A 25,112-nucleotide genomic window follows, 5' to 3' on the forward strand; every position below is an offset into this window, starting at 1 on the left:
CCAGGGAGGGGGCTGCCGCAGGTGTGGCCATGTTGCATCACGGCGGAGCCGGAATGTGCAATGCGGAAAGGCTGCCTTAACTTTTCCGCATCAGGCTGAGAGCACTGGGGTGATCGGGGCGAACCAGACCCATGCGGTGCGTCGGCCATCGGCCGGCGAGGCGTGCCGCGAGGTGGGGAAGGTTTGAATCGCAAAGGGATGCCGCCACGGCCTGGCCGCCGGCGGCGCCCTTTCTGACAGCACTATGCCGGAGAGGCCGATGCGACCCATACGACATGCGCCCGCCGCTGTCCTGACTTCCGCCGTTCTGCTGGCGACCGGTGCCCATGCGCAATCGGTGACCGCCAAGCGCACCCTGAATGCCGACGGCACCACCACCATGACCTATTCGGGTGAGGTGTCTGACTATGGCACGCTGTTCGGCCTGGATATGTCCGCCGACAAGACCTCGGTCGCACCCGTCGCGCAGGCGGGCAATGACACGGTGAGCGGCACCGCCTATGCCAAGGTCACGCTGTCGGCGCTGCCCGATTGGCTGATGTGGCAGAAGGGGGCGGTGAACGTCGCCGTGAGCCCCACCGACGAGGAGAGCCGCCTCGGCACCACTTTGTCGCGCACCTGGACCGTCAATGACGGCCTCAAGGCGGAGCTGGCCGATACCTACCAGCTGGACCGCTCGGGCTCGACAAATGGCTGGCAGATGAACAAGTCGCTGAGCATGACCAGCGTCGCGACGGACACCACCTTTTCGGTCGGCGCCCGGCTTACGGATGAGGCTTCGCGCGTGCTGCCCAGCGTCAGCGCGCAGCAGAAGGTGCTGGGCGGGATCCAGGTGACCACCACGGTCGCCGACACCGGTTCCGACATCAACAAGAGCATCACCGCCGGTTTTTCCCACCGCTGGTGAGGGCGCCGGCAGCGGCCCTCCGGGGGCCTCGGCCAATGCGGATGAGACAGCCGCGAAAGTCTGCAGGGTGACGGCAATCCCTTGGTTGTCCGTCACTCGTCGCCATTGCCCCGATGGGAACGGTATCGGGGAATTGCGCGCGTTCGCGCGTTGGCGTAGCACTGTGCTGTTCTCGGGAGTTTTCGAAATGATCCAGCGTCACCGCTGAAGCGGCAAGGCAATCGCCCGCGGAGAGATCCGCCGACTGGACTCTGTTTCGAGAGCATCATGCACAGGCTGCAGAATAAGACGTGCGTCATTACTGGCGCGGCGCGCGGAATCGGCCGCGCAATCGCGGCGCGCTTCCATGACGAAGGCGCGATCGTCATTGCCACCGACATTGACGAGACTTTGGGGCCGGCAACGGCCATCGCGATCGGGTGCCGGTTCGAACGGCTCGACGTGCGCGAAGAAGCCCATTGGGATCGGTTGGCGCGCCTCGTCCCGAGCGCTGACGTTGTGGTCAACAATGCAGGCGTAACGGGTTTCGAGGACGGGCCTGTGCCGCACGACCCGGAGCATGCCAGCCTTGCGGACTGGCGCGCGGTTCACCGGGTCAATCTCGACGGGACCTTCCTCGGCTGCCGCTATGCGATCCGGGCGATGAAGGGCGCGGGCACAGGCTCGATCATCAACATATCCTCGCGCTCGGGGCTGGTCGGCATTCCCGGGGCAGCCGCATATGCGTCATCGAAGGCGGCGATCCGCAATCACAGCAAGACGGTCGCGCTCTATTGCGCGCAGCAGGGTTGGAAGATCCGGTGCAATTCCATCCATCCCGCTGCCATCCTTACCCCGATTTGGGACCCCATGCTGGGGACAGGCCCCGATCGGGAAGCCAGGATGCAAGCTCTCGTGGCGGACACGCCCTTGAAGCGGTTCGGGATGCCCGATGAAGTGGCTGCGGTCGCGGTGACACTCGCCTCGGATGAGGCAACTTACGTTACCGGAACGGAAATCAACATCGACGGTGGCCTGTTGGCCGGCTCGGCCGCTGCCCCGGGCTGAGGGGGCGGGCACCACCAGGTGGGGCCTGCGCGACGCTGTTCGTGCCCTCTCGTAGGCCGGGCGCGCCGCCGCCAGCTCGGCCGGCCGGTCCGAGGCCGGGCATGTGCGCGCAAGCCGCACTGCTGCTGTCGCTTTGGCAATGCTGGGTGATGGGCGGCAGCGCCGGCCATCTTCGACGATGGCGATGCGGCACGTTCCGATGGACGGAATGTTCCGCTCGGCTGGAGGGAACAGCCGAAAGAACGGCGCCGTGCCACGCGCGAACTGCGACGGGTGCGGCACGAACGCGCTTCAGCGGGCGCGATTCTCATACCCCGGGGGGCGGTTACGCGACTGTGGGAGACGGGCCCGGCGGGCTCGGCAAGCGCGGGCCTGATCGTCGCCCAGCCATAGTGCTCCCGGCCATCGTGCTCAGGAATCTCGCCGATCCGGAGGCGGCCCCTTGTTCGCCGTAGGGGGAGGGGCTGGCGACCGGCACGAAACGCCCGCCGCAGCGAAGACCCGCGTTTCTGGCGCCCCGGGCACTTCAGCTTACACCTAGCCCCGCCTTATCGACTTTACCCCTCAGCCCCAGAAGATGGCCACCAGGAAGCGGGTGGCCACCAGCAGCAGGAACGCGCCAAAGCCGATTTCCAGCTGGCGTCGGCTGAGCCGGTGCGCCAGCCGCGCCCCCACCGGCGCGAACACGGCCGCCAGCGGCGCCATGAGCACGAAGCCCAGCAGCGAGACATAACCCAGCGACAGCGGCGGCAGCTGGGAGAGGTGCGGCCAGCCGGCCACGGCGTAACCGATCACGCCCGGCAGGGGAATGAAGATGCCAATGCCGGCGGAGGTGCCGACCGCCGCGTGGATCGGAACGCCATAAAGCAGAAGGATATTCGTGGCGATGCCGCCGCCAGAAATGCCCACCAGCGAGGAGGCCAGGCCGATTCCGAAGCCATAGGCCGACATGACGCCAGAGGCGGGCAACTGGTCCGCCAGACGGATGTCGTTGCGGCCGATCAGGCTTTTTATGGCGAGCGCGCCCACCACCAGCACGAACACCGCCTGCAGCACCCAGCCCGGAACCCAGGCGGCGATCGCGCTTCCGGCGAGAATCCCGGCGATGGCGGGCAGTCGCCAGCGTTTCACCACGCCGGGCAGCACGCCGCCCTTCTTTTGGTGGGCGCGATAGGAGGTGATGGCAGTGGGAATGATGATGGCGAGGGATGTTCCCACGCAAAGCTGCATGCGGATGCTGTCTTCCACGCCGATGACACGGAACACCTCATATAGCACCGGCACCATGACGCCGCCGCCGCCTACGCCGAACAGCCCCGCAATGATGCCGGTGAGCACGCCGCCGGCGAGCAGGGCCACGCTGAGGGTGGCGAGCTCGCCCCAGGAAACGGACGACAGCACGGGAAGCCTCCTCAAGGGGTTCGGGCGGAATGGGGGCGCGGTCAGTGACGGGGGCCCGCTCCACGCCCGGCGCGATGACCGGTGGGGAAGAGCGTCGCGGCCGGCCGGACCCGCCCTTCCGCACCGCCTTGGAAGGACGAGGAGGGAGCATGGTGCCGTCAGGTGGACGCGCGGCTCATGTGCGCCGGTTCGCGCGTCTTGTCCAGCGGCCGCGCCTCAGCTCAGGCCGCCGCGAGGTCACGGCGGCGCACGTGGTCGATGGCGTCCCGCAGTACCTGGAGCCCCGCGCCGGGCTTGACGGATTCGGTGGCAAGATGGCGGCGGAAGAGGCGGGAGCCGCGCTTGCCGCCGAACAGGCCGAGCATGTGGCGGGTGATGTCCGACAGCCGCCCGCCGGCTTCCAGGTGCGCGGCCACATAAGGCTCGAAGGCGTCCAGCGCCGCATAGGTGTCGGGCATGGGCGCGGGCGTACCGAAAAGGCGGGGGTCCACCTGATGCAGCAGCTCGGGCTCGTGATAGGCGACCCGGCCGAGCATCATCCCGTCGAGGCCGGTGGTGGCCTCGATCCCCGCATCGATGTTCGGTATGCCCCCGTTGAGCGCGATGGTCACATGGGGCATCCGCTGCTTGAGGCGGCGCACGCGATCATAGTCCAGCGGCGGGATGTCCCTGTTCTCGCGGGGGGAAAGGCCCTTCAGCCACGCCTTGCGGGCATGGACGATGAGCGCATCGGCGCCGGCGTTCACCACCGCATCGGCAAGCCGGTCGAGGGCCTCCTCGGGGTCCTGGTCGTCCACGCCGATGCGGCATTTGACGGTGACGGGAAGGGTTGTGGCGGCCTTCATGCTGGCGACGCAATCGGCCACCAGCTGTGGCTCGCGCATCAGGCAGGCACCGAAATTGCCGCCCTGCACCCGATCGGACGGGCAGCCCACATTGAGATTGATCTCGTCATAGCCGAAATCGGCGCAGATGCGGGCGGCCTCCGCCAGCTGGAGGGGATCACTCCCGCCCAGCTGCACCGCCACTGGGTGTTCCGGAGCATTGAAGCCCAGCAGCCGGTTGCGGTCGCCATGGATGATGGCCGGCGCCGTCACCATCTCCGTATAAAGCCGCGCATGCCGCGAAAAGGTGCGGTGAAAGGCGCGACAATGCCGGTCCGTCCAATCCAGCATGGGGGCAACGGAGAAGCGTAGGCTATTGGGATTTAAGGGCAAAACTCGAATTCTCCGCTCCAGGTCCGGCGCGCTGGGGCCACCCGTGAGCCTGAGCCATTGGGGCGCTGCCCTCGTTTCCCCAATGAGGGGCGCGAGGCGCGGTTCACCCCGCCGGTGACGTGTCGATCTTCGCCCGCACCTTAGCATAGGGGAGCGGCGCCGGCTCAAGCGCCGCTCACTCGACAGGTGTTTCCTCCGCAGGGGCGGGCGCGGCGGCGCTGGTGGCGGCGTTGGGGTCGCCCGGCTCTGTCTCCCAGGCGAGGCCCGGTATGGCCACGATGCGCCGGCCGCGGCTGTCCTGCCGGCACACGATCACCTGATGCTCTTCCATATAAGCGAGCAGGCGGCGGGCGCGGCCGGGTGAGCGGCTGCCATAGGCGCGGGCCACGTCGGCGTCGGAAGGGCAGGGCCGTCGGTCGAACGCGGCGCGGGCCAGGGAGAGGAACACGCCCTGCATGTCCTCCGGCAGTGCGGCGGCCATGGCCAGCACCTCGGCCCAGGGCGAATCCTCCGCCTCCGCCTCGGCCAGGTCGATCCCCGCATGGGCCACCGCAAGACGGCGCCGGAAGCTGGAAAGGCTGAGCGCCTCGCCTCCCACCCGGCGGATGCGGCAGCGCACCTGGAAATCCTGGTAGAGCACGGCGATGGAGCGGAAGCCGGCGTCGCTCTCGGTCAAAATCTCGCGCAAGGCGGCGTCGATGGCGGCTTGCCGCTGCTCCGGCGTCAACGCGGCGGGCAGCCCCGGCGGGGGCTCGGCCACCGGCGGCGGAGATGAGGGCACACTGCGCGCGAGCTGTGCCAGAACGTCGGCGGTGGGCGCGATGGCTGGCGGCCGGCGCGGCACCAGCGGCCGGCGGGCCTCATCGGCGCCGGGGGTGAAGATCAGATCGTGCGCGTCCTCGGCGGCTGCGGGCTCGGGCAAAGGCAGCAGCTTGGGGCTGGTGGAGCGGGCCTGGGTCTCCACCGCGCCGATGCGCACGGGCAGCGGCCGGCGCGCCAGGGCCGGGCCGAGGGCGACGAAATTGCCGCTCTCCAGATCGCGAAACATTTCCGCCTGCCGCCGCTCCATGCCCAGCAGGTCGGCGGCGCGGGCCATGTCGATGTCGAGGAAGGTGCGGCCCATGAGGAAGTTGGAGGCTTCCGCCGCCACGTTCTTTGCCAGCTTGGCGAGGCGCTGGGTGGCGATGACACCGGCCAGGCCGCGCTTGCGGCCGCGGCACATAAGGTTGGTCATGGCGCCCAGGGAGACCTTGCGCGCCTCATCCGAAACCTCGCCAGCGGCGGTGGGCGCGAACAGCTGCGCCTCGTCCACCACCACGAGGACTGGATACCACATGTCACGATCGGCATCGAACAGCCCGCCCAGGAAGGCGGCGGCTGCCCGCATCTGCTGCTCGCTGTCGAGCCCTTCGAGATTGAGCACCACGGAAACCCGGTGCTGGCGCACGCGGGCGGCGATGCGCTGCAGGTCACCCTCGCCGCGCTGGGCGTCCACCACCACATGGCCGAAGCGTTCCGCCAGGGTGACGAAGTCGCCTTCCGGATCAATCACCGCCTGCTGCACCCAGGGAGCGCTCTGCTCCAGCAGCCGGCGCAGCAGGTGCGATTTGCCGGACCCGGAATTGCCCTGCACCAGCAGGCGGGTGGCGAGAAGTTCCTCAAGGTCCAGAACGGCCGTGCCCCCGCCGGAGCGGGTGCCGAGGTCGATGGACACCTTCGTGGGCGTCGTCATCGCGGCGCCCAGCCTCGGGTGATGGGGCGGGAGATCATGCGGTCACTCATATCAATTCGCGCCGCGAGTTCAACCGCGCTGCGGTGCCTGGAGACCCGCGCCCAACGCGGCCCGGCGCGGCGCGCCTGATGGCGCCTTGCCTGCGGGCGGCGCGGGAGAATTCTGTCCACAAGCCGCGCGCGTGCCGCCGCGCCTCCGCCTCAGGCCAGAAGGTCCTGGGCGCGCAGCCAGCCCTCATACCATCTGGGCCATTCGGCGCAGCCGCTGCCGGGCCGCCCCATGCCGAAGCCGTGGCCGCCGGTGGTTGGCTCGTGCAGTTCCACCGGCACGCCCGCGCGCTGGCAGGCCTCAGCCATGATGAGGCTGTTCTGCGGATTGGATGTGCGATCATCGCGCGCCTGCACCAGGAAAACCGGAGGGCAATGGGCCCCCACATGGGGTTCGACCGACCATTCGGCACTCTGCGCGGCGGAGGGGTGGTCGCCGATCAGCATCCGGCGGGTGGAGGTGTGGTCGTAAGGTGGCTCCAGGGTGATGACGGGATAGACCAGCGCCGCCGCCTCGGGACACGCCGGCAGGGCGTCCGCGTCGTCGACCGGCTGATAGGTGCGCAGGGCGGAGCGGGTGGCGGCAAGGCCCATCAGGTGGCCGCCGGCGGAGAAGCCGAGCACGCCGATGCGCCTGGCATCGCGACCGCGTCGCACCGCCTGCTGGCGCACGAGGCGCAGAGCGCGCTGGGCATCCTGGAGCGGGGCGAGGGGGCCGTTCTCCCAGCCCTCGCCGGGCAGGCGATAGACGAGAATGAATGCGGTGATTCCACGCGCGGCCAGCCAGCGCGCAGCGGGCCGTGCTTCCTTCTCCATCTGGATCTGCCGGTACCCCCCGCCGGCCGCGATCAGAACGCAGGCGCCGCCGGGCCGCGCGGGAGTGTGAATCTCAAGGAACGGCATCGCTATGTTGCTGAGCGCGCCGCGGGCGCTGGTGCGCGGCGGCCCTGCTGGCCCGCCTGCGCCGGGGGCAGCGGCCGGCCACAATGGGATGATCCGCAGGGCGGCTTGGGCGCGCGCCGGCGTGGCCGCACAGGCCCCGGCCATAAGCAGGAAGGTGCGGCGATCCATCAACTCAGGTCTCCGGCTGCAGTCGCTCCGCGGCGGTTCCTGGTTATGGCGTTCTCGCCGTCATGGAAAATGAGCATCGCGTGAAGCCTTTTGTGAGCTGCCCCGCCACCAAGGCGGAATCGGTCCGACATGAACCTTTTTGGGGCCCACGTGGTGCAAAGGCGCCAGCAGGCGCGGCGGGCGGCCGGCGATGGCCTAAGGGGAGGCGCTTTTTGGGGGGCGGGACGCGCGGCGGATTAACGTTAAAAATACGATAACCGGGAATGCCTTACCGGAACCCCTCGACAATCTGGCGGTGTTCGGCCACTCACAAAGGTCTTGCAATCGCAAGCCGACCGCCTACAACATTCATTCAACTTTGGATGTTCGCGCGACGGGGAGGCTGTGATGCAGGGTCGGGCTTTGCCGTATGCGCACCTGATGGACGAGATCCAGAAGAAGGAACTCGGCCCCTTCAGCCATTTTCTGGATGGCATCTGGCGCAATTTCTCCTTCGCGGCGGCAGGGGCGCTCGGCATTGCCGGGTTGTGGGCACTCGTCCAGGGTGAGTTTGCTGTCTATATGCTGCCGGTGAGCGTTCTGGCGACCCAGCTTGCGAGCGGCGTCCATGGCCTGCGGGATTGGCGCCGGGTTCTGCGCCAGAAGCGCATCTATGACAGCCCCCGTTGCCAGGACTATCTGCGGAGCGTGGAAGAGCGTGCTCATGGCGTCGTTGCTTCGCAGCGGGGCACGGTCTGGATCGTGATGGATCCGGAGAGCGTGGACAACGTCTCCCAGATTCGCGTGATGAGTGACCGGGAGTATCAGCAGTTCCGGGCGCAGGGCATTGCCGCCGGCCGGTCGCTGGACGAGGTGCGGATCAAACAGACCTCGCTCGGCCTCACTCAGGTCCGTGAAGGCCGCGAACATGCGCCTCGGGATGTGGATTTGGCTACGGGCCGGTTCACGCTGGGCGTTGGTTCTGGCCGCATCGAGCGCTGGACCAAGGAGGCCGAGGATTATGCCCGCGGCACTCAGCGCCGCGGCACGGGCGCTCCGCTCGCGGAAGCCTCCAAGGCGGCGGGCACGTCCTCCCTTAGCGCATAGAGTGCTTCCTCATTCGCGGCTGCGGGGAGTGGCGTGCTGATGGCCCCTCCTTCCGCGAACTGAAGGCCGATCGCAAAGCGGCCGCCTCGGCCTGCGCAGAGAGCGAAATCGCAGCGATTTTCTGTATTCGGGTTTTTGAACGGGCGCGGGGGCTTTTGCTCCGGCGCCCGTTTCATTTTCGCGCGCTGCGTCGAAGGGGGCGCCGGCCTTGGGCAGGCCGGGGATCGCCAGCTGGGCTGCCAAGGTGGCGCGTCGCGATGGGCGTGGTGGTGGGAGGCTACGGGGCGTTGGCGGAAGGGGGCAGTGGCACCCGAGTCGCTGCTTGCCTGCAGCTGGGGGGCATGGAGGAGCTGGCGCTCCCGTGCGCGCTGTCCCGCCCCTTGCGCCTTTTCTGGTCTCAGTGGGGCGCGGGGCCTGCCGCTTGCTGGCTGGCATTCCTCCGCCCTCGGTCGCCGGCCTGTATTTCCTGCGCATCCCGTGGATCACGGTGGGGCGCGGGGCGGCTCGTGGCAGAATGTTGTTTGCGAAGTTGGGCGGCGTGCTGAACAATAAGCGTGGGCGTCGCCCTGGCGGCATTGGCATCGGGTTCCTCTCGTGAGCGCACGCATCCTTCTGGTTATTCTGCTCATCATCGGCGGCACTGTCGGCGTGGGGGCGCCGCGTCCGGCGGCGGCCCAGAGCGCCTTTCAAGCCCATGTGCCGGCGGCCATGCTGGTGGACTTCGAGACCGGAACCATCCTCTACGAGAAGGATGCGGACCGTCAGCTGCCCCCCTCGAGCCTGGTCAAGGTGATGACGGCCGCCGTGGTGTTCGGCCAGATCAAGGCCGGCAAGATCACGCCGGATACGCCGTTCATGGTCAGCGTCAATGCATGGCGGCGCGGTGGTGGCCCCTCCCACGGGGCGGCCATGTTCGCGGAGGTGAACAAGCCGGTGCGGGTGGAAGACCTGCTGCAGGGCGCCATCGTCGTCTCGGGCAATGATGCCGCCATTGCTCTCGCCGAAGGCGTCGCCGGAACCGAGGGCGAGTTCGCCATGCGGATGAACGCCACGGCCAAGCAGATCGGCATGAGCAATTCGGAGTTCCGCAACCCCACCGGCTTCGACGATCCCGCCCAGCTGTCCACCGCGCGTGATATGGCGACACTCGCGCAATACGTCATCCGCACGTTTCCGGAGCAGTACAAGCTGTTCGCGCTCCCCGGGATCGACTGGAACAAGATCAAGCAGCGCAACCGCAACACCCTGCTCAATGCCGGCGTTGGCGCCGACGGGCTGCAGGAAGCCTGGCTGAAGGAGGGCGGCTACCATCTGCTGGGCTCGGCGGTGCAGAACGGCCAGCGGCTGGTGGTGGTGGTGCTCGGCGCCAAATCGGAGAAGGAGCGGCTGGACGAGGCCCGCAAGCTGCTGGACTGGGGCTTCCAGTCCTTCCATCAGCGCGTGATCTTCGCGGAAGGCGCGGAGGTGGGCCGTGCCCAGGTGTTCGGCGGAACCAGCGGTTCCGTGGGGCTCACGGCCAAGGGGCCGGTGCGCGTCCTCACCTCGCGCCGGGGCGGCGAGCGGATCACGGCGCGGGTGAGCTATCTCGGCCCGTTGCGGGCGCCGGTGGCAAAGGGCACCCCGGTGGGCCAGATGGAGGTGACCCGCGGCGACATCAAGGTGCTGGAGGTGCCGCTGTTCACCACCGATGACGTGCCCGTGGGCAGCCTTTGGGAGCGCGCCCTCGACGGCGGCATGACCTTCCTCGGGGATTCCACGCGGGACCTTGTGGCGCAGGGGCTGGCAAAGCTGCATAAATGACCCTCCAAAGCCCGAGGGTTCCCGTCATGTCTGCATCGTCCGCCTGCCATTGCCCGGCGCGCCTCGCCCGATGAGCGCGCGCGGCTGGTTCATCACCCTGGAGGGCGGCGAGGGCACGGGCAAGTCCACCCAGGCGCGCCTTCTGGCGGAACATCTGCGCGCGCGCGGCTGGTATGTGGTGGAAACCCGCGAGCCCGGTGGCTCCCCCGGCGCGGAAGCGGTGCGCCACGTGCTGCTGTCCGGCGCCGCCGAGCCGTTGGGGCCGCAGGTGGAAGCGCTGCTGTTTGCCGCCGCGCGGGCGGATCATGTGAATTCGCTCATCGCCCCGGCCTTGGCCGCCGGCCGCATCGTGGTGTGCGATCGCTTCATGGATTCCACCCGCGTCTATCAGGGCGTCGTCGGCCAGGTGGATGCGGACCTGCTGCAGGGGCTTGAGCGGGTGTGCGTGCGCGCGCGGCCGGATCTCACCCTCGTGCTCGACGTGCCGCCCGAGGTGGGGCTGGCGCGGGCGGCGGCGCGGGGCAAGGGCGCTGCGGCGGACCGGTTCGAGAAGGAAGGCCTTGCCTACCATACGGCCGTGCGGAACGCGTTTCTGGCGCAGGCTGCGGCCGATCCGGAGCGCTGCGCGGTGGTGGACGCCACCCCTTCAGCCGAGGTGGTGGCCGCCGAGATCGCCGCGCTGGTGGATGGCCGCCTTGCGGCCCGCGCGAGGGCGGCGCGATGAGCGAGGTGCTGGCGGGAGACGTGTTGCCGGATACCCCCCATCCGCGCAGCCAGGATCGCCTGTTCGGCCACGCCACATTGGAGGCGGACCTTGCCGCCGATTGGCGTTCCGGTCGCCTGCCCCATGCCTTGCTGCTGGGCGGCCCCGAAGGCGTGGGCAAGGCGACCCTGGCCTATCGGCTCGCCCGCGCGGTGCTGGCGGGGCCCGGCGCCGTGGCTTCCGCGCATGGGCTGGATCTGCCCTCGAACCATCCGGTGTTCCGGCAGGTGGCCTCTCTCACCCATCCTGATCTTCTGGTGCTGCGCCGTGCGCCTGAGGCGGGAGAGGAGAAGATCCCCACGGTGATTCCGGCCGAAATGGTGCGCCGGGTGCGCTCGTTCTTCGGTGCCACAGCGGCCGGCGGTGGCTGGCGGGTCTGCATCGTGGACGCGGTGGACGAGCTCAACGCGTTCGGCGCCAACGCGTTGCTGAAAACGCTGGAGGAGCCGCCACCGCGGGCCCTGTTCCTGCTCATTTCCCATGCTCCCGGGCGGGTGCTGCCCACCATCCGCTCGCGCACGCGCCTCGTGCGGCTGCGCCCTCTCGCCACCGAGGAGGTGCTGGCGGCCCTCGACCATCTGCGGACCGAGGGGGTGGAGCTGGATCCCGCCCTTTTGCCTTCGGCGGCGGAGGCGAGCCAGGGCAGCGTGCGCCGGGCGGTGGTGCTGGCGCGGGGCGAGGGCATGGAGGTTCGCGCCGCCACCCTGCGCGCGCTTGACCAGTTGCCAGCGCCGAAGGCCGAGGAGCTGCATGCGCTCGGCGCCCGCTTGCAGGGGGACCGGGGCGACGGGCTGGCCTTGTTCACCGAGGCGGTGAGCGACTACATCGCGGCGCGGGCCACCAGCGGCGCCGAGCCGGCGCCTCGCCTTGTCCGGCTGGGCGAGGTGTGGGAGAAGGTGCGTCGCAGCGCCGTCGAGGCGGATGTCTTCAATCTCGATCGCAAGGCGCTGGTGTTCCGCATCTTCGCCGACCTCTCCGAAGCCGTGCGCTAAACTGGTGCGCCGGCCGCGCGGTGGCCGGCGAACGTTCGCGCTCTCCGAAGTGCTGCCAAAGAGCTACCCATGTCGATGAAGCCGCCGTTCTACATCACCACCGCCATCGCCTATCCCAATGGCGTGCCGCACATGGGCCATGCCTACGAGGCCATCGCCACCGATTGCATCGCCCGCTTCATGCGGCTCGACGGGCACGAGGTGCGCTTCCTCACCGGCACCGATGAGCACGGCATCAAGATGCTCCAGACCGCACAGAAGGCCGGCACCACTCCGCGCGAGCTGGCTGAGCGCAATGTGGAGCGCTTCAAGGCCATGGTGGAGACCTTCGGCCTCTCCAACGACGACTTCATCCGCACCACCCAGGAGCGGCACTACAAGTCCTGCCAGGCCATCTGGGAGAAGATGGCCGCCAATGGCGACATCTATAAATCCACCTATTCCGGCTGGTATTCGGTGCGCGACGAGGCCTATTACGCCGAGAGCGAGACCACGCTGAACCCGGACGGCGTGCGCCTTGGCCCCCAGGGCACGCCGGTGGAATGGGTGGAGGAGGAGAGCTACTTCTTCCGCCTCTCCGCCTATCAGGATCGCCTGCTGGCCTATTATGCCGAAAACCCCGGCTTCATCATGCCGGAGGCGCGCCGCAATGAGGTGGTGAGCTTCGTGTCCGGCGGGCTGCAGGACCTCTCCATTTCCCGCACCACCTTCGACTGGGGCATCCCCGTGCCGGGCGACCCCAAGCACATCATGTATGTGTGGGTGGACGCGCTGACCAATTACATCACCGCGCTCGGCTATCCGGACACGGAAAGTGAGCTCTACAAGCGCTTCTGGCCGGCGAACCTGCACGTCATCGGCAAGGACATCATCCGCTTCCATGCGGTGTACTGGCCCGCCTTCCTGTGGTCGGCGGGGCTGGAGGCGCCCAAGCGCGTGTTCGGCCACGGCTTCCTGTTCAATCGCGGGGAGAAAATGTCCAAGTCGGTGGGCAATGTGGTCGATCCGTTCGACCTCGCCGCCACCTATGGCGTGGACGCCATCCGCTACTTCTTCCTGCGCGAGGTGTCGTTCGGCCAGGACGGCTCCTATAGCCATGAGGCCATCGTGGCGCGCATGAATGCGGATCTGGCCAACGACCTGGGCAATCTCGCCCAGCGCTCCTTGTCCATGATCGCCAAGAATCTGGATGGCGTGGTGCCGGAGCCGGGGCCGCTCTCGGCGGAGGATCAGGAGATTCTGGCCCAGGCCGACGGCATTCTGGAAAAGGCGCGGGAGGCCATGGGCACCCAGGCCATCCACCACTATCTCAATGCCGTGTGGGCGGTGGTGGCGGAGGCCAACCGTTACTTCGCGGCTCAGGCGCCCTGGGCGCTGCGCAAGACCGATCCCGCCCGCATGGCCACCGTGCTGTGGGTGACGGCGGAGGTGATCCGCGAGGTGGCCATCCTGGTGCAGCCGGTGATGCCGGAAAGCGCGGCCAAGCTGCTGGACCTGGTGGCGGTGCCGGCGGATGAGCGCGGCTTCGAGCGGCTGGGGGCGGCGGCTCGCCTGCCCGCCGGGCGCACGCTGCCGACGCCGGTGGGCGTGTTCCCCCGCTATGTGGAGCCCGAGGCGTCCGCGAACTGAAAGCAGGGCCGCCCGGATACGCTCCGGGCGGTGCCTCCAGACCGTTTGCGTTTGTGCGTCGACCTTTCCTTGATGCGAACCGGTTGCCACTTCGCGCGGAACGCTCAATCAGGCGCTCAGCCGGTCGATGACCCGGGTGAGCTGCTCGTCGGTCGTGCCATAGGCCGCGATCGCCCCGCCAATGTCGCTGGCCTGCAGCTTCTGGCCGAGCTCCCGCGCGGATCTGCGGATCGCCGCCAGAGAGGGGGCGATGGCATCACGCAAAGCGGGGGCGAGGGTGCGCTCGGCCTCGAACGGCGGGTTGTCGTAGCATCGGTCGGAGCGCCCACCTACGAGGCATTGGGCCAGCCGTCCGCGCCAGGCGGAAAGCTCCGCCGCGAAGATGCGGGGCGTGTTGGCGTGGCTGCCATCACTGTCCAGCTCGCCCAGCACGTTCATCGCGGAATCCTGGGCCTTGGCGAGCAGGGCCGCGGACGAATCGCCATCGGCCTTGTTCTGCGCGGCGAGTCGCGCCACCTCGGTGAGCGAGGCGGCGATGGAATTGGTGGCCGTCTTCTGCTCGGACAAAGCGTGGCTGATGCTCTCGATGCGCTCTGTGGCGGCGCCGACGCGCTCCGACACCAGGTCCATGTTGCGGGAGACGTCGTTGAAGGCCCGGGTGCCGCTTTCCACCCGGTTGCCGCCCGCCAGCACCGCCTGGGCCACGGCGGCCAGCACCTGGTTCAGCTCGCCGAGTTTCGAGGTGATGTTGGCGGTGGTGCGCGCCGTCTGCTCCGAGAGCGCCTTCACCTCCGATGCGACGACGCCGAACCCCAGCCCCGCCGCGCCGGCGCGCGCCGCCTCGATGGTGGCGTTGAGGGAGAGGAGCTTGGTCTGCTTGGAAATGGTGTCGATGTCGCGGGCCATGTCGCCGATGGCGCGAATGGCGCTGGTCAGCTGGTCCGTGCGCGACTGGATGTCGGTGAAGGCGGAGGCGATGTCGCCGATGGCGGCCGCCGCCTGGGCCGCCTGATCCACCGTTTGCGTGACAATGCGCGCCGCGTCGGTGGATTGCTCGTGGGTGCCGGCGGCGGCCTGGGCGATGTTGTCGGTGGTGCGCGCCAGCTCTTCCACGGCGCCGGAAATGGCCACGCTTTCGCCTGAGAGGCGCTGGGCGTTGCCGCTGCCCCAGGCGAGCAGGCAACTGAGGTCTCCCAGCAGCCGCGCGGCATCGGCAATGCCGATCGCCAGCGTCGAGGGCTGCCTGAGCGCCATGGAGGCCAGCATCGCCGCTGTCTCCGGGTTGATCGCAATCGAATTGTCCCCGCGGGCTTCCATCAAGCCTCTCCCTTCGGGCGGTTGTTTCCTCAGGAGAATGGAGTTTTCCGTCAATTCCGACTGTTGTCCATTCCCCCGCCTCAGCTTGCGTCGGCTGAGGCCACCGTGTCCATTCCCCGCGCGCGTGAAAGCGCGGCGGGATGAGTGGCAACACGCGGGGAAGGGTGCTTTTTGCGGTGGCGCGGTCGGCTTTTCCTGGCGCCAGGGCGGGGGGTGAGCGGCGCGGTGATGTTGGCCGGTGCTTTGGTATTTTCGTGATTCAATGATGAAGGAAAATGCTCTAGGGTGCCTTCGCCGTATCCAGCGGCGGCCAAGGCCAAAAGGGGAGGCTTCGGGAGCAGTGCCGATGACGAGGCTGAAAGGGTTGAGTGCAGTCGCGGCGATGCTGCTTCTGGCTGCGTGCTCGGGTGATCGCGGTGCTCAGCGGCCTGCGACCTATGATCCGATTCCCCCCATGATGCCCGCCGAGGCTCCGGCGCCCGCGCCCGAAGGGCCGACCGTGCCGCGGATCGAGGTGCGCCTGCAGGGGGCAGACGCCACGCTGGTGCGCGGTCGTCTGGCCACGGCCCGCCGCGCGCGCGGCTATACCATCACGGTGGACCAGCCGGCCCAGCTCGTGGCCGAGAAGCGCCTGCCGCCGGACGAAGCCCTGAAGCGGACCAATGGAGCATCCTCCAATGCCGCGTTCCGGCTCGACTACATCTTCAATACATCGGGCGGCGCGGTGACGGTGTCGCTGGAAGCCTCCATCGTGACCAATCCCGGTCCTGGAGAGGTGGTGCGCGCCATCGCCATGCCGGGCCCCGACGCCGAGGCGCTCAAGAAGGAAATCTCAGACTCCGTGTGAGCGGACGGCCCCGGCCTCATTGCCGGGGCGTTCCCGCCAGGCGCTCGACACCGATGACGGTGGCCAAGGCGGTGATGGACTTCACCGCCGCGCCCGGCACGAACGGCAGAAACGCCTTCTCGAAAGCAACCGAATAGCCGGCTTTGGTGGCGATCCAGCCCGCGCCCAGCGCCATCAGCACCAGATGCCCGCCCGCGAGGGCGGCGAGCAGCGGCAAGGGCCGCAGCCGCGCCCAATATTGCTGCGCCGCGCCGACCCCCAGCGTGACCACCACAAAGCCCGCGATAAAGCCCGCCGAGGAGCCGGTCAGTGCTTTCCAGCCGCTGCCGCCATTGGCGAAGAGCGGCACGCCCATGAGGCCGAGCGCCACGTAAGCGAGCACCACCAGAGCGCCCAGGCGCCAGCCCATCAGTGCCGCGAGGGTGAGCAGCACATAGCTCTGCAGGGTGATCGGCACCGGCTGCACGGGGATGGACACCTGCGCGCTCCACGCCAGGAGGGCGATGGAGATCATCACCAGGGCCGCGGCCCATGGAACGGACGCCTCCGCGAGGCGCTGGAAGGCGGGGCGGAAGGGCGGCACGGGAAGGCTCCTTGCAGGCGAGTCGCAACGGGCGGCATCCTGGCACGGGGCCGGTGACCTGTCGCGCCGGCTCGACGGCGCGGGGGGATGGGCTTAATGGAAGGGCAATCTTCCGGAAATTCGTGACGCATCATGCTTGTCGACAGCCACTGCCACCTGGACTTCCCCGATTTCGCCGCCGAGCTGCCCGATGTGGTGGCGCGCGCCCAGGCGGCCGGGGTCGCGCACCTGGTCACCATCTCCACCCGCGTGCGCGCGTTCGACACCATCCGCGCCATCGCGGAGCGGTTCGACAATGTGAGCTGCTCAGTGGGCACCCATCCGCACTACGCCGCCGAAGAGCTGGACGTGACGACGGCGGACCTGGTGGCCCTGGCGGCCCACCCCAAGGTGGTGGCCATTGGTGAGGTGGGGCTCGATTATCATTACGAAACCAGCCCGCGCGCGGCGCAGGAGCAGGGCTTCCGCGCTCATATCGCGGCCGCGCGCGAAACCGGCCTGCCGCTGGTGATCCACGCCCGCGACGCGGACGAGGACACCGCCGCCATCCTGGAGGAGGAGACCGCCAAGGGCGCCTTCCCCTTCCTGCTGCATTGCTTCACCGCCGGGCCCGAGTTGGCGCGGCGGGCGCTGGCTCTGGGGGGCTACATTTCCTTTTCGGGCGTCATCACCTTCAAGAAGACCCAGGACTTGCGCGCCATCGCGGCGAGCGTGCCGGAGGATCGCATTCTGGTGGAGACGGATTCGCCTTATCTCGCCCCCGTGCCCCATCGTGGCCAGCGCAACGAGCCGTCCTTCGTGGCGGAGACGGCCAAGGTGCTCGCGGCGGCCCGCGGGGTGAGCGCCGAGCAGGTGGCTGATGCCACCACCCGCAACTTCAGGCGCCTTTTCAGCAAGGCGAAGCTCTGAGGGCAGGGTGGGGCGGCGGACGAAAAGGGGAGGACGCCATGAACCACGACACTTACGCCGACAGCTACATTCGCGGCATTCTGGATGAGGTGCGCACCATTGCCATCGTGGGCGCCAGCGCCAACAGCGCGCGGCCGTCCTACCTCGTCATGAAATATCTGGCCGAGCGCGGCTATCGTGTGTTCCCGGTGAATCCGGGCCAGGCGGGCAAGGAGGTGGCCGGTCTCACCTTCGTGGCCCGCCTTGCCGATGTGCCGGAGCCCATCGACATGGTTGACGTGTTCCGCGCGCCGGAGCATCTGCCGGCCGTATGGGAGGAGGTGGCGGCGCTGAGCCCCCTGCCCAAGGTGCTGTGGATGCAGCTCGGCGTGCGCCATGACGAGGTAGCGGCCAAGGCCGAGGTTGCCGGCCTCAAGGTGGTGATGAACCGCTGCCCCAAGATCGAATATGCGCGCCTTTCGGGCGAGATCGGCTGGAGCGGGGTCAACTCGCGCACCCTTTCCTCGCGGCGGCCCAAGCGGCTCGGCACGGGGGTGCAGCGTCTGTCCATCGCGCCGCGCAAGCCATAGGGGCCCGCATTGCAACCGTGACGGGAAAATCGTATTTCCTGACAAAATTTATCGTCTTATATGGAATGTGCCGGCCCATCGGGGCCGGCACGACGGGAGAGACCGCCAATGACCGAAGAAAACCGCCCTGAAGCCCCCGTGCACGAGCCGGGATTCGCGACGCTTGCCATCCATGCCGGCGCCCAGCCCGACCCGACCACCGGCGCGCGCGCGACCCCGATCTACCAGACCACGTCCTTCGTGTTCGACGATGTGGACCATGCGGCGTCGCTGTTCGGGCTGCAGGCCTTCGGCAACATCTATACCCGCCTGGGCAACCCCACCAACGCGGTGCTGGAGGAGCGCGTGGCGGCGCTGGAGGGTGGCACGGCGGCGCTGGCGGTGGCCTCGGGCCATGCCGCGCAGCACCTGGTGTTCCACACCCTGCTCACGCCCGGCGACGAGTTCATCGCCTCCCGCAAGCTCTATGGCGGGTCCATCAACCAGTTCAGCCACGCTTTCAAGAGCTTCGGCTGGAACGTGAAGTGGGCCGATCCGGACGACCTTTCCACCTTCGAGGCGGCGCTCAGCGACAAGACCAAGGCCATCTTCGTGGAGAGCGTGGCCAATCCGGGCGGCGTGGTGGTGGATGTGGCGGCCATCTCCGCCATCGCCAAGAAGGCAGGCGTTCCGCTCATCGTCGACAACACCCTGGCCACGCCCTATCTGTGGCAGCCCATCAAGCACGGCGCCGACATCGTCGTGCATTCGGCCACCAAGTTCCTGGGCGGCCACGGCAATTCCCTGGGCGGCGTGATCGTGGACGCGGGCACCTTCGACTGGTCCGCCACCGATCGCTATCCCTTCCTTTCGGCGCCGCGGCCCGAATATCAGGGCATGGTGCTGCACGAGACCTTCGGCAATTTCGCCTTTGCCATCGCCGCGCGGGCGCTGGGGCTGCGCGATCTGGGGCCGGCTCTGTCGCCGTTCAACGCGTTCCTGATCCTTACCGGCATTGAGACGCTGGGCCTGCGCATGCAGCGCCACAGCGACAACGCGCTGGCGGTGGCCGAATATCTTGCCGCGCACCCCAAGGTGGCGTGGGTGAGCTATCCGGGCCTGGAGAGCGACCGTTATCATGCCCTGGCGCAGAAATACCTGCCCAAGGGCGCAGGCGCGGTCTTCACCTTCGGGCTGAAGGGCGGCTACGAGGCCGGCGTGCAGCTGGTGTCGAACGTGGAGCTGTTCTCCCACCTCGCCAATATCGGCGACACCCGCTCGCTCATCATCCATCCCGCCTCCACCACCCATCGCCAGCTGACGGACGAAGCCAAGGTGGTGGCCGGTGCCGGGCCGGAGGTGGTGCGCCTTTCGGTGGGCATCGAGGACGTGGCCGACATCATCGCGGATCTCGATCAGGCCCTCGCCAAGGTCTGAAAGGTCTGAAGAGATGGGGGAGCCGGGATGAAGGTTCCGGCTCCCCCGCACCAGGTTCAGGCCGCAGTCAGTGCTCCAGCTCCTTGTGGAGCACCTTGTAATCCGGGCCGATCTTGAAGTCGTAGACGTGGCCATCGGCGCAGGTGGCATTGTCCACCTCGAAAATCCCCTCGTCGAACTCCACGTGGCCGCCTTTGCAGCCCTGCTCGGTGAGGGTGGCCTGGACCTTTTCCTGCTCTGTCGGAGTGAGCGGACGGTCGGCGAGCGCTGCTCCGCTGGTGAGAACCAGGAAGCTGGCAGCGGCGAGAAGGGGCGTCTTCATCACATTTCTCCTCGAAACTGAAAAACTGCCGCCTTGAGCGCGCTTATATAGTGACGCCCGCGTTTGTTCCCGCGGAGAGGCGCTCCCCTTCGGTCACATTTTCCGGAGGTGGGTGGCGTTTCTGCGCGCTAAAGGTGGGCTGGCCGGGCCGGCCCCTGCGGGAAGGGGCCGTTGGTTGCTGTCGCTGCTTGGGGGGTAAGCCGTGCCGTCCGTGATGTTGCATCCCGTTATCGTGGTTTTTCTGGGCGCCGGGTTCGGGGGCGTGCTGCGCCACTTGATGAACCTGTCCATTCCCAAGCTGCTGGGCCTGGGCTTCCCGTTCGCGACCCTCATCATCAATGTGAGCGGCAGCCTGTTCATGGGGCTGCTGACGGGCTACCTCGCCTTCAAGGACGGCGAGGGCTGGAACCAGAGCGCGCGCCTGTTCCTCACCACCGGCATGCTGGGGGGCTACACCACCTTTTCAACCTTCTCGCTGGACTTCCTGTTCCTGATGGAACGGGGCGAGAGCGGCTTGGCGCTGCTCTATGCGGCGGCTTCCGTGATCTGCGGCTTCCTGGGGGTGTTCGCCGGCATCTCGCTGGTGCGGATGCTCACCTGAGCATCCCCGTCATGTCGCGGGAGAGGTGACGGCTCGCCCGCCATGCTCTATTGCCTGAGCGCAAAGGCGGAATGCCGCGCGAGGATGGGCCCAAGATGGCAGTTGAGCTGAAGACGGTGAGTGAGGACGAGGCCGGCATGCGTCTCGACCGCTGGTTCAAGCTGCATTACCCGGACCTGTCCTTCGGCCACCTCCAGAAGCTGGTGCGCACGGGGCAGGTGCGGGTGGATGGCGGCCGCATCAAGACCTCCACCCATCTCGAGCCCGGCCAGAGCGTGCGCGTGCCTCCGCTCGGACCCAGCGAGGGCGAGACGGCCACCGCCGGCGCCACCAAGGCCGGGGGGCGGGCGCCTGGCGCTTCCGCCGCAGGCAAAGGTGCAGCCGGTGGCGCGACGGCGCGCCCCGGGGCCAAGATCAATGATGATCTCGCCTTCCTGCGTTCCCTGATCCTCTATGAGGACAAGGACGTGATGGTGCTCAACAAGCCGTTCGGCCTCGCGGTCCAGGGCGGTTCCGGCACCTATCGCCATGTGGACGGCCTTTTGGAGACCATGCGCGACAAGGATGGGCAGAAGCCCCGCCTCGTCCACCGCATCGACAAGGACACGTCGGGCTGCCTGCTGGTGGCGAAGACCCGCCTTGCCGCCTCTGTGCTGGCCAAGAGCTTCCGCTCGCGCGAGGCGCGCAAGGTCTATTGGGCGCTGGTGCCGGGCGTGCCCAAGCCCCGGCAGGGCCGCATCTCCACCTATCTCGCCCGCGACGAGAGCGAGGAGAAGATGCGCGTGGCCCGCCATGGCGAGGACGATGCCAGCCACGCGGTGACCTATTATGCGGTGGTGGACCAGGCGGCGCAGAAGATGAGCTGGCTTTCGCTGAAGCCGGTCACCGGCCGCACCCACCAGCTGCGCGCCCATCTGGCCCATATCGGCCACCCCATCGTGGGCGACCCCAAGTATTTCGATATCGAGAACTGGGAGTTGCCCGGCGGGCTGCAGAACAAGCTGCATCTTCTTGCCCGGCGGCTGGTCATTCCCCACCCGCGGGGGGAGGGGGTGATCGACGTCTCCGCGCCGCTGCCGCCTCACATGGCACAATCCTTCGCCGTGCTCGGCTTCGACGCCAGCCAGTACGACCCGATCCTGGAATCGCCGGAGGGGTGATGGCGCGCCTGCCGCTTCGCCTCGCCCTGCTGGCCGCGTTCCTGGCGCCGGCGGTGGCGTGGGCGCAGGGGCCGGACATTCTGGACCTTTATCGCGAGCTCCAGGTGGCGCAGCCCAACGGCTTCCCGTCCTACGAGATCGCGGCCTCGCCCGCCGGCCCCGTGGCTTCGGGCGGCCTGCTTCATGGCGCGCGGGCGCGGGTGTCGCTGCTGCTGGACAAGCCGCGCTTCTATCTGCGCATCACCGACCGCGGCGATGCCGACACCGCCGACGGCATGGTGACCGAGATGGCCGCCTGGATCGACGCGGAAGGCTCGCCCCTGGTGGGCCTCAGCGAATGGGGCATGAAGGGGCCCGCGCCCTTCGGCGGGCGGCTTCGCTTTTACTCCCGCGCTTCTGGCCGCTGGAACCTCGTCACAGACCGGGTGTGGCCGCAGGAGCTCGACGCGACCCTGTGCCGGACTCCGCCGCGCGAGGTGCAGGAGGACACCGCCGCCTGGGAGGGGCTGGGCAGTGTGGTCGCGGTGCTGCCGCGCGCTGGAACCGACGTGAGCGCCTGGTGCGTGGGTGAAAGCCCCGTTGCCGGCACGGGCGCATCACTGCTCTGGAACAGCGCGCGCGGCAGCTTCACGCGCGGGCCGGCCCTGCAGGGGGCGCCCCCTTGGGGCAGCGCGCCGGAGCCCCAGGCCCGCTGAAGCCCCAGGCCTGCTGATCGCGGCGCAACAGAAGGGCCGATTCGGCGCACGCGGTGCAATAACACACACAAGTGTTCGACTTTTGTCGCAATTTTCTTAAGGCTAGGCCGCCGGAATGGCGTCCTGGCGCGGTTTTGAGGGGGGCTGCACTTGAAGTGCGGTCCGCTTAGCCTATGGTGCCGGCTTAATGGGCCGCCTTCATGTTGAAAGCGGCGGCCCGCGATAATGAGTCGCCCGAGGGACACGAACCCATGACACCCCTGCTCGCGCTCGCCCGCGGCATCGATGCCGTCAACGCGCGCATCGGCAAGATTGCTGCCTGGCTGATCGTTGCCGCCATCTTCGTCTCGGCCATCAATGCCATCGTGCGCAAGCTGTTCGACGTGAGCTCCAATTCGTGGCTGGAGCTGCAATGGGTGCTGTTTTCGGCGGTGTTCCTGCTGTGCGCGTCGTGGACGCTGCTGGACAATGAGCATATCCGCATCGACATCGTGAATTCCCACCTCACCAAGCGCGTGCGCGACGGCATCGACATCTTCGGGCACCTGTTCTTCCTGCTGCCCTTCTCCATCCTGCTGCTGTGGACCTCGGTGCCCTTTTTCCTGAATTCCTATGCCATTGACGAGCAGTCGCTGAACGCGGGCGGGCTGCCGCAGTGGCCGGCGAAGGCGCTGGTGCCGCTCGGTTTCTTCTTCCTCACGCTGCAGGGTATTTCGGAGCTCATCAAGCGCGTGGCTATCTTCACCGGCCGCATGAACGACCCCCATGAAGGGGAGGGCGGCACCCATGCGGCGCTCGCCGCGGAGGCTGAGCGGCTGATGGAAAGTCAGGCCGACAGCCAAGGTGAGGCGGAAGCCTCTTCCTCGCAGAGCCAGCGCTGAGGAGAGCTTCATGATCCAGGCTTCCTTTGCGGCCCTGCGTCGCCTCAAGCCGGCACACCTCTCCTGGGTGCTGCTGACGGCTTTCGCCCTCGTCTCCTTCCTGCCCGATACGGCGTTCGCGGCCGAGCCGGGCTTCCGCGGCTGGTTCATCCACAATATGGCGCCGATCATGTTCGCGGCGCTGGTGGTGTTTCTGCTGCTGGGCTACCCGGTGGCCTTCTCGCTGGCGGCCAACGGCCTCATCTTCGGTGTTATTGGCATCTGGCTCGGCCTGTTCCGGCCGGACTTCCTGCAGGCGCTGCCCGAGCGCGTCTACGGCACCATGAACAATGAGGTGCTGCTGGCGGTACCGTTCTTCACCTTCATGGGCCTCATCCTCGAGCGCTCCGGCATGGCGGAGGACCTGCTCGACACCATCGGCCAGGTGTTCGGCTCCATTCGCGGCGGCCTGGCCTATGCGGTGATCTTCGTGGGCGCGCTGCTGGCGGCCACCACCGGCGTGGTCGCCGCCTCGGTCATCTCCATGGGCCTCATCTCGCTGCCCATCATGCTGCGCTATGGCTATGACCGTCGGGTGGCCTCGGGCGTGATCGCGGCCTCGGGCACGCTGGCGCAGATCATCCCGCCCTCGCTCGTGCTCATCGTGATGGCCGACCAGCTCAACCGCTCGGTCGGCGACATGTATGAGGGCGCCTTCATTCCGGGCCTGCTGCTGTCGGCCCTTTATGCCTTCTACATCTTCATCGTCGCCACCTTCTTCCCGCAGGCCGCACCCGGGCTGCCGGCGGATGCGCAGAACCTGCGGGAGCCGAACCAGAAGGCCGGCTACTCCCACATTCTCGGGGCGCTGACCGCGGCCGGCTTCGCGGTGCTGATCGCCACCGGATCGGCGCCGCACCTGACGGCGGACATGCTGCCCGGCTTTGCCAACACCGTGGTGTGGGGCGTGGCCGCGTTCGTGGTGCTCTATTTCATCCTGTCCGGCGCGGCGCGGCTCCTCACGCCGTCGCTCTACATCACGCTGGCGCTCGCCATCGCCCTTTCCATCGTGCTGATGGGGCAGACCGGCGTGAAGTTCGGCTCGGACTATGTGGTGCTCGCCATGTCGGCGACGGTGGCGCTGGCCTTCGTCATCGCGGTGGCGAACCGGCTGTTCCGCCTGGGCCTGCTCTCCAAGCTGGCTGAGCAGGTGGTGTTCGTGATGGTGCCGCCGCTGGCGCTCATCTTCCTGGTGCTGGGCACCATCTTCATCGGCGTCGCCACGCCGACCGAAGGCGGGGCCATGGGCTCGGTGGGCGCGCTGGCGCTCGCGGCCGCGCGCGGGCGGCTGAAGTTCGACCTGATGCGGCAGGCCACCTATTCCACCGCCAAGCTCTCAGCCTTCGTGCTGTTCATCCTGCTCGGCGCGCGCGTGTTCTCGCTCACCTTCTACGGGGTGGACGGGCACAAATGGGTGGAAGAGCTGCTGGTGTCGCTGCCCGGCGGGCAGGCCGGGTTCCTCATCGCCGTCAACCTGCTGGTGTTCGTGCTGGCCTTCTTCCTCGATTATTTCGAGCTGGCCTTCATCATCATCCCGCTTCTGGGGCCGGCGGCGGACAAGCTGGGCATCGACCTCATCTGGTTCGGCGTGATGCTGGCGGTGAACATGCAGACCTCGTTCATGCATCCCCCGTTCGGCTTCGCCCTGTTCTTCCTGCGCTCGGTGGCGGCCAAGAAGCCCTATGTGGACCGCGTGACGGGCAAGCTGACCGAGCCGGTGACCACCGGGCAGATCTATTGGGGCGCCGTGCCGTTCGTGGTGATCCAGCTGATCATGGTGGCGCTCATCGTCCTGTTCCCGAAGATGGTTACACACTACAAGGGCAGCTCGGTGCAGCTCGACCAGAGCCAGGTGCAGGAGCAGTTCGAGAACCTGTCTCCGGGGCTGGATACGCCGCCGCCACCGCCTCTGGATTTTGGCAATCCAAATTAGGAGCTGCCACATTGCTCTGTTAGAGCTGATCTGCCGGCTTTCCACGCGTGTGGGGCCGGCAGGGTGGACCTCATGCCTCCCTTCGGGCAACTTTGCCCGGGCGGGGCAGGGGTAGGCCGGTCGGAGCCAGGCCGGCACAGAGACGGTG

At 67.9% G+C, this 25,112-nt stretch carries 23 protein-coding genes; 16 read left to right on the forward strand and 7 right to left on the reverse strand.

The genetic code is table 11. The annotated features are described in order from the left end of the window. Positions 1–259: 259 nt before the first annotated feature. On the forward strand, positions 260–907 hold the full coding sequence (locus L0966_RS00455; RefSeq protein ID WP_234049880.1) for a hypothetical protein: 648 nt from the start codon (positions 260–262) through the stop codon (positions 905–907). A gap of 267 nt (positions 908–1,174) precedes the next feature. After that, positions 1,175–1,954 carry an SDR family oxidoreductase gene (locus L0966_RS00460; RefSeq protein ID WP_234049881.1) on the forward strand — a complete coding sequence of 260 codons (780 nt, stop codon included), beginning with the start codon at positions 1,175–1,177 and terminating at the stop codon, positions 1,952–1,954. Between the two features lie 564 nt (positions 1,955–2,518). Here L0966_RS00460 and L0966_RS00465 read toward each other — a convergent pair. The 4 genes from L0966_RS00465 to L0966_RS00480 form a co-directional block, all read right to left on the reverse strand. After that, on the reverse strand, positions 2,519–3,355 hold the full coding sequence (locus tag L0966_RS00465; RefSeq protein WP_234049882.1) for a sulfite exporter TauE/SafE family protein: 837 nt from the start codon (positions 3,353–3,355) through the stop codon (positions 2,519–2,521). A 221-nt stretch (positions 3,356–3,576) separates the two neighbouring features. Next, the gene (gene dusA / locus L0966_RS00470) at positions 3,577–4,572 is read right to left on the reverse strand and encodes a tRNA dihydrouridine(20/20a) synthase DusA (RefSeq protein WP_255684172.1); all 996 of its coding nucleotides are present in this window, start codon (positions 4,570–4,572) and stop codon (positions 3,577–3,579) included. A gap of 175 nt (positions 4,573–4,747) precedes the next feature. Further along, a complete protein-coding gene (locus L0966_RS00475) occupies positions 4,748–6,304 on the reverse strand; it encodes an ATP-binding protein (protein ID WP_234049884.1) in 1,557 nt (518 codons plus the stop codon). 200 nt (positions 6,305–6,504) lie between these two features. Beyond that, the gene (locus L0966_RS00480) at positions 6,505–7,422 is read right to left on the reverse strand and encodes an alpha/beta hydrolase (protein ID WP_234049885.1); all 918 of its coding nucleotides are present in this window, start codon (positions 7,420–7,422) and stop codon (positions 6,505–6,507) included. A gap of 387 nt (positions 7,423–7,809) precedes the next feature. Between L0966_RS00480 and L0966_RS00485 the strand changes: the two genes are divergently transcribed. The 5 genes from L0966_RS00485 to metG all read left to right on the forward strand — a co-directional run bounded on the left by L0966_RS00485 (position 7,810) and on the right by metG (position 13,692). Continuing rightward, a complete protein-coding gene (locus L0966_RS00485) occupies positions 7,810–8,508 on the forward strand; it encodes a hypothetical protein (RefSeq protein WP_234049887.1) in 699 nt (232 codons plus the stop codon). A gap of 594 nt (positions 8,509–9,102) precedes the next feature. Continuing rightward, positions 9,103–10,308, forward strand: a complete 1,206-nt coding sequence (locus L0966_RS00490; RefSeq protein ID WP_234049888.1) for a D-alanyl-D-alanine carboxypeptidase family protein — start codon at positions 9,103–9,105, stop codon at positions 10,306–10,308. A 70-nt stretch (positions 10,309–10,378) separates the two neighbouring features. Next, positions 10,379–11,032 carry a dTMP kinase gene (tmk, locus tag L0966_RS00495; protein WP_234049889.1) on the forward strand — a complete coding sequence of 218 codons (654 nt, stop codon included), beginning with the start codon at positions 10,379–10,381 and terminating at the stop codon, positions 11,030–11,032. Next, positions 11,029–12,063, forward strand: coding sequence for a DNA polymerase III subunit delta' (locus tag L0966_RS00500; protein ID WP_234049890.1), 1,035 nt, complete (start codon positions 11,029–11,031; stop codon positions 12,061–12,063). The genes tmk and L0966_RS00500 overlap by 4 nt, the downstream gene beginning before the upstream one ends. A gap of 69 nt (positions 12,064–12,132) precedes the next feature. After that, a complete protein-coding gene (gene metG, locus L0966_RS00505) occupies positions 12,133–13,692 on the forward strand; it encodes a methionine--tRNA ligase (RefSeq protein WP_234049891.1) in 1,560 nt (519 codons plus the stop codon). 108 nt (positions 13,693–13,800) lie between these two features. Here the strand turns inward: metG and L0966_RS00510 are convergent, their stop codons facing one another. Next, complete coding sequence (locus L0966_RS00510) at positions 13,801–15,009, reverse strand: methyl-accepting chemotaxis protein (RefSeq protein WP_234049892.1); 1,209 nt, start codon at positions 15,007–15,009, stop codon at positions 13,801–13,803. A gap of 346 nt (positions 15,010–15,355) precedes the next feature. On the opposite strand from L0966_RS00510, the gene L0966_RS00515 reads away from it, so the two are divergent. Beyond that, positions 15,356–15,856, forward strand: a complete 501-nt coding sequence (locus L0966_RS00515) for a hypothetical protein (protein ID WP_234049893.1) — start codon at positions 15,356–15,358, stop codon at positions 15,854–15,856. A gap of 16 nt (positions 15,857–15,872) precedes the next feature. Here L0966_RS00515 and L0966_RS00520 read toward each other — a convergent pair whose 3' ends face one another. Beyond that, a complete protein-coding gene (locus L0966_RS00520; protein ID WP_234049894.1) occupies positions 15,873–16,439 on the reverse strand; it encodes a biotin transporter BioY in 567 nt (188 codons plus the stop codon). Positions 16,440–16,571: 132 nt separating this feature from the next. Here L0966_RS00520 and L0966_RS00525 point away from each other — a divergent pair, with 132 nt between their 5' ends. From L0966_RS00525 to L0966_RS00535, 3 genes are all read left to right on the forward strand, one after another. Next, positions 16,572–17,348, forward strand: a complete 777-nt coding sequence (locus L0966_RS00525; RefSeq protein ID WP_234049895.1) for a TatD family hydrolase — start codon at positions 16,572–16,574, stop codon at positions 17,346–17,348. A 38-nt stretch (positions 17,349–17,386) separates the two neighbouring features. Then, positions 17,387–17,917, forward strand: coding sequence for a CoA-binding protein (locus L0966_RS00530; RefSeq protein WP_234049896.1), 531 nt, complete (start codon positions 17,387–17,389; stop codon positions 17,915–17,917). Positions 17,918–18,025: 108 nt separating this feature from the next. Next, on the forward strand, positions 18,026–19,333 hold the full coding sequence (locus L0966_RS00535; protein ID WP_234049897.1) for an O-acetylhomoserine aminocarboxypropyltransferase: 1,308 nt from the start codon (positions 18,026–18,028) through the stop codon (positions 19,331–19,333). 67 nt (positions 19,334–19,400) lie between these two features. Here L0966_RS00535 and L0966_RS00540 read toward each other — a convergent pair whose 3' ends face one another. Then, positions 19,401–19,655, reverse strand: a complete 255-nt coding sequence (locus L0966_RS00540) for a PepSY domain-containing protein (protein WP_234049898.1) — start codon at positions 19,653–19,655, stop codon at positions 19,401–19,403. A 214-nt stretch (positions 19,656–19,869) separates the two neighbouring features. On the opposite strand from L0966_RS00540, the gene crcB reads away from it, so the two are divergent. The 5 genes from crcB to L0966_RS00565 all read left to right on the forward strand — a co-directional run bounded on the left by crcB (position 19,870) and on the right by L0966_RS00565 (position 24,964). Then, positions 19,870–20,256 carry a fluoride efflux transporter CrcB gene (crcB, locus tag L0966_RS00545; protein ID WP_234049899.1) on the forward strand — a complete coding sequence of 129 codons (387 nt, stop codon included), beginning with the start codon at positions 19,870–19,872 and terminating at the stop codon, positions 20,254–20,256. Between the two features lie 71 nt (positions 20,257–20,327). Continuing rightward, positions 20,328–21,416: an RluA family pseudouridine synthase gene (locus tag L0966_RS00550; RefSeq protein ID WP_370640583.1), complete on the forward strand. Its 1,089-nt coding sequence runs from the start codon at positions 20,328–20,330 to the stop codon at positions 21,414–21,416. After that, positions 21,416–22,111 carry a hypothetical protein gene (locus tag L0966_RS00555; RefSeq protein WP_234049901.1) on the forward strand — a complete coding sequence of 232 codons (696 nt, stop codon included), beginning with the start codon at positions 21,416–21,418 and terminating at the stop codon, positions 22,109–22,111. The genes L0966_RS00550 and L0966_RS00555 overlap by 1 nt, the downstream gene beginning before the upstream one ends. A gap of 251 nt (positions 22,112–22,362) precedes the next feature. Further along, on the forward strand, positions 22,363–22,992 hold the full coding sequence (locus L0966_RS00560) for a TRAP transporter small permease subunit (protein ID WP_234049902.1): 630 nt from the start codon (positions 22,363–22,365) through the stop codon (positions 22,990–22,992). A 157-nt stretch (positions 22,993–23,149) separates the two neighbouring features. Then, on the forward strand, positions 23,150–24,964 hold the full coding sequence (locus L0966_RS00565) for a TRAP transporter large permease subunit (RefSeq protein ID WP_234050783.1): 1,815 nt from the start codon (positions 23,150–23,152) through the stop codon (positions 24,962–24,964). Positions 24,965–25,112: the final 148 nt, after the last annotated feature.

It is taken from the genome of Xanthobacter sp. NM-59 (assembly GCF_021401125.1).
Lineage (GTDB): Bacteria > Pseudomonadota > Alphaproteobacteria > Rhizobiales > Xanthobacteraceae > Xanthobacter.